Annotated in this window: 2 protein-coding genes and 4 tRNA genes; 4 read left to right on the top strand and 2 right to left on the bottom strand. The window is 68.8% G+C overall.

What is annotated here, in order from left to right; translation table 11 throughout:
- Positions 1-171: 171 nt before the first annotated feature.
- Positions 172-243 (bottom strand) — tRNA-Val (locus AC5LUJ_RS19265).
- Between the two features lie 611 nt (positions 244-854).
- Here AC5LUJ_RS19265 and AC5LUJ_RS19260 point away from each other — a divergent pair.
- A complete protein-coding gene (locus AC5LUJ_RS19260; RefSeq protein ID WP_237702742.1) occupies positions 855-1,199 on the top strand; it encodes an SsgA family sporulation/cell division regulator in 345 nt (114 codons plus the stop codon).
- A gap of 382 nt (positions 1,200-1,581) precedes the next feature.
- Here the strand turns inward: AC5LUJ_RS19260 and AC5LUJ_RS19255 are convergent, their stop codons facing one another.
- Positions 1,582-2,733, bottom strand: coding sequence for a chorismate-binding protein (locus AC5LUJ_RS19255; RefSeq protein WP_493465419.1), 1,152 nt, complete (start codon positions 2,731-2,733; stop codon positions 1,582-1,584).
- 201 nt (positions 2,734-2,934) lie between these two features.
- On the opposite strand from AC5LUJ_RS19255, the gene AC5LUJ_RS19250 reads away from it, so the two are divergent.
- From AC5LUJ_RS19250 to AC5LUJ_RS19240, 3 genes are all read left to right on the top strand, one after another.
- Positions 2,935-3,007, top strand: a tRNA-Gly gene (locus AC5LUJ_RS19250).
- A 44-nt stretch (positions 3,008-3,051) separates the two neighbouring features.
- Positions 3,052-3,123: transfer RNA gene (locus AC5LUJ_RS19245), tRNA-Cys, on the top strand.
- Between the two features lie 31 nt (positions 3,124-3,154).
- Positions 3,155-3,226: transfer RNA gene (locus AC5LUJ_RS19240), tRNA-Val, on the top strand.
- The last annotated feature ends 19 nt before the right edge of the window (positions 3,227-3,245 follow it).

Here is a 3,245-nt window from a genome sequence, read left to right as displayed (position 1 = left end):
GCCCAGAGGGCGGCGAGCCCCAAGAAAACCCGACCGACCCGCCCCACCAATCGCGGGTCCCGCGACCACCCCACCCCAGGACCGTGGGGGCTCCGGGGGCTCGGCCCCCGGGCAGACATCGCGCCCCCGGCGAAGCCGATCAAAGATCGGCGAGCAAGGAAGGCCAACGCGTGGGCGTACGTGGTTTCGAACCACGGACCTCTGCCGTGTGAAGGCAGCGCTCTACCACTGAGCTATACGCCCGGAGACGGATGAAGCTTACTACGCCGCTGGGGCAGGTCGGACGGGACGGCTGTCAACGCCGTCCCAACAGGACGGGGAGAGCTGGCGGGGAGGCGGTGACGGGGCCACGTGGCCCTGTGCGGCCTGTCCGGTGTGGCCCATGATGTCGGTCACATCAGGGCTCGCGGAGCGAGGTTTCGTCGGTCACGATCCGAACACAACTCGCCCCGATTGGGACGGCCATGAGAGGGGTAGACCCCATCTCATCAGGCACGACAGCACCTGCAATACGAATACGAAGGGTAATCAACCTACGGGGGTTCTGCCACATGACGCTCACCGACCCAGGCGGCCACGGATGGGCTGCGCGGCCGTCTCCGACGGGCGGTCGCGGTCCGCGTACCTGCGCCATGCCGGGCAACTCTCCCGAACCGGCGTAACGGATGTTCAAGTCGCATAACCTTGTTTCCAACGAGCCTCAAAGAGGGAACCATCTCGTTACACGGGTGCTCGCCCGAACCACCGCAGCACTGAGAGGCCGCCCGATGACAATTCGTCATGATTCCATCACAGCAGAACTCGCACTTCGGCTTGTCGTTCCTGGTGGAGCGCCCGTCCCGGTGGCGGCGACGATGCGCTACGAACCGGCGGATCCCTACGCGGTCAGCATCGGGTTCCGTACCGGCGCGGACGAGGTTGTCGAGTGGACGTTCGCCCGCCAGCTGCTCAGCGACGGCGTCCGGCGACCGGCCGGCGACGGCGATGTGCAGGTGTGGCCGGCGGCCCAGTCCGGCGGGCGGATTGTCTGCCTGTCGCTGTCCAGTCCTTCCGGCCACGCGTTGTTCGAGATGCCTCGGTCCGAGGTGCTGTCGTTCCTGCGCCGCACCTACTCGGTGGTGCCTCTCGGTGGGGAAAGCGAAGTCGTCGATCTGGACGCGGAGCTCGCGCTGCTCATCTGGGGCGGCCCGCAGACGTGACATCGCCCAGGCCGGGGCACCCGGTGTCGTCCCGGCCTGACCGCGCCTGACCACCCCAGGACGCCCGGCAACGCGGATCCCGCGGATCTCCGCAGATCCTCCAGGTGGCCGACGTGCCCTGTCAGCCGGGCAGGACCGCCCGGCGGTCGGCTGCCCGTAGCCCGACCATCGCACGGAAAACCGTCCGGCACACGAATCGGGACCAGACCGGACGGCGTCTCCAGTGGACGCCGTCAGTCATGGGCAGCTCATCCCAGCCGCAGGTCACATCAGGCCGCGGATCGTCTCAGGGAATGCCACGGGTAATTCCGTGCGGCAACCAACGACGCTGTAACCCAATGGCCCGGTCAGAGCTTAACATGTCAGGAACCCAATGGCCCGGTCAGGTCGGGACGGACGAACAGATCCTCAGTAGCCGTTCGGCCTTGAGCTCCGTTTCACGCCATTCTCCTTCCGGGTCACTCCCCCAGGTGATTCCGGCGCCGGAACCGAAACACAGCCGGCCGGCCGCGAACCAGAACGTCCGGATGCCGACCGCGAGCTCACCCAGCCCCTGGTCGGCGTCGACCCATCCGATCGCGCCGCAGTAGGGCCCGCGCGCCGCCGGCTCCAGCTCCCGGATAACCCGCAGGGCGCTCAGTTTCGGAGCACCCGACACCGACCCGGGCGGGAAACTCGCGGCGAACAGCCCGGGCCAGCCGACACCCGGCCGCAGCCGCGCCTCGACAGTGGACACCAGATGCACCAGCCCCGGATGGCTCTCAAGCGCGCACAACGTCGGGACGCTCACCCCACCCGGACGGGCGACCCGGCCCAGATCGTTACGCACCAGATCGACGATCATGATGTTCTCGGCGATGTCCTTCTCCAGCAGGTCCGCCGCGACCCGGCCCGTCCCCTTGATGGGCCCCGAACGCACTACGTCACCTCGTCGTGACAGGAACAGCTCCGGGGACGCGCTGAGCACTCGGATGTCCGCCTCCGGGACGTACATCACGGCCGCGTACGGCGCCGGGTTGCCGCGCGCCAGCGCCGCCCCGAGAGCCGCGACCGCCTCACCGCCCACCACGGCCACCGGCACGGACAGCACCCGGCACAGGTTGACCTGATAGACCTCACCGGCGGCGATCTCGGCACGGATACGCCGCACCCCGGCGACATAGCCGTCCCGGTCCAGGCTGCTCGTCCACGCGTCGCGGGGCGGGCCGTGCCACGGCCGTCCCGCGATCGCCGTCAGCGCGGGCGCGGGCCGGACATCCGCGAAACGCACGCACCGCGCCGCGCCCTCGAAGTCGGCCACAACCCCCCAGAAGCCAGCACGGTCGAGCGCGGCCAGATCATCGGTGACGTCGATCACACCGGTCGCGAGCTGGCCACCGGCGACCATGAAGGACCCCGGCCGCCACCGCGGGCGGCGCCGCGCCTCCATCCGCCCGCCCACGGCCTGCGTCCCCGGCCTGCCAGCACCGATGAAGACACCCCCCGGCCTGGCCTGCCGGCCACGGTCCGGGCTGTCCCGAGTCGCGCCGTCCATCCGAATCACGCTACCGGCGCCCGGGCCCGCGGCACGCGGCCCGACCAGCACGTTTTGACAACCGGCAAGCGCAACCGGTGCCAGCGGACAGGCAACGACACAGAGACTTCACATCGCAGACACAGCAGACGGCGGGTCATTCGACGATCCCCCGCATCGTCCGCTAGAGTGCTACCTGCACCCGCTGAGAGGCGGGGGCGCGCGGACGTGGCTCAGCTGGTAGAGCATCACCTTGCCAAGGTGAGGGTCGCGGGTTCGAATCCCGTCGTCCGCTCGAGCGTGTGTGAGGTCAGAGGTCAAGCCCGTCCCGGCCTCCCTGGCGGAGTGGCCGAGTGGTTTAGGCAAGGGCCTGCAAAGCCCTGTACGCGGGTTCGATTCCCGCCTCCGCCTCAGCAACAAGGCACCAAACCGGAACAAACTCGGGCGATTAGCTCAGTGGGAGAGCGCTACCTTGACACGGTAGAGGCCACTGGTTCAATCCCAGTATCGCCCACGCGCTGGCCTTCCCTGCT

It is taken from the genome of Protofrankia sp. CiP1_Cm_nod3, from assembly GCF_982290655.1.
The sequence above is the reverse complement of the archived record's forward strand: the minus strand, read 5'-3'. Positions and strand labels throughout refer to the sequence as shown.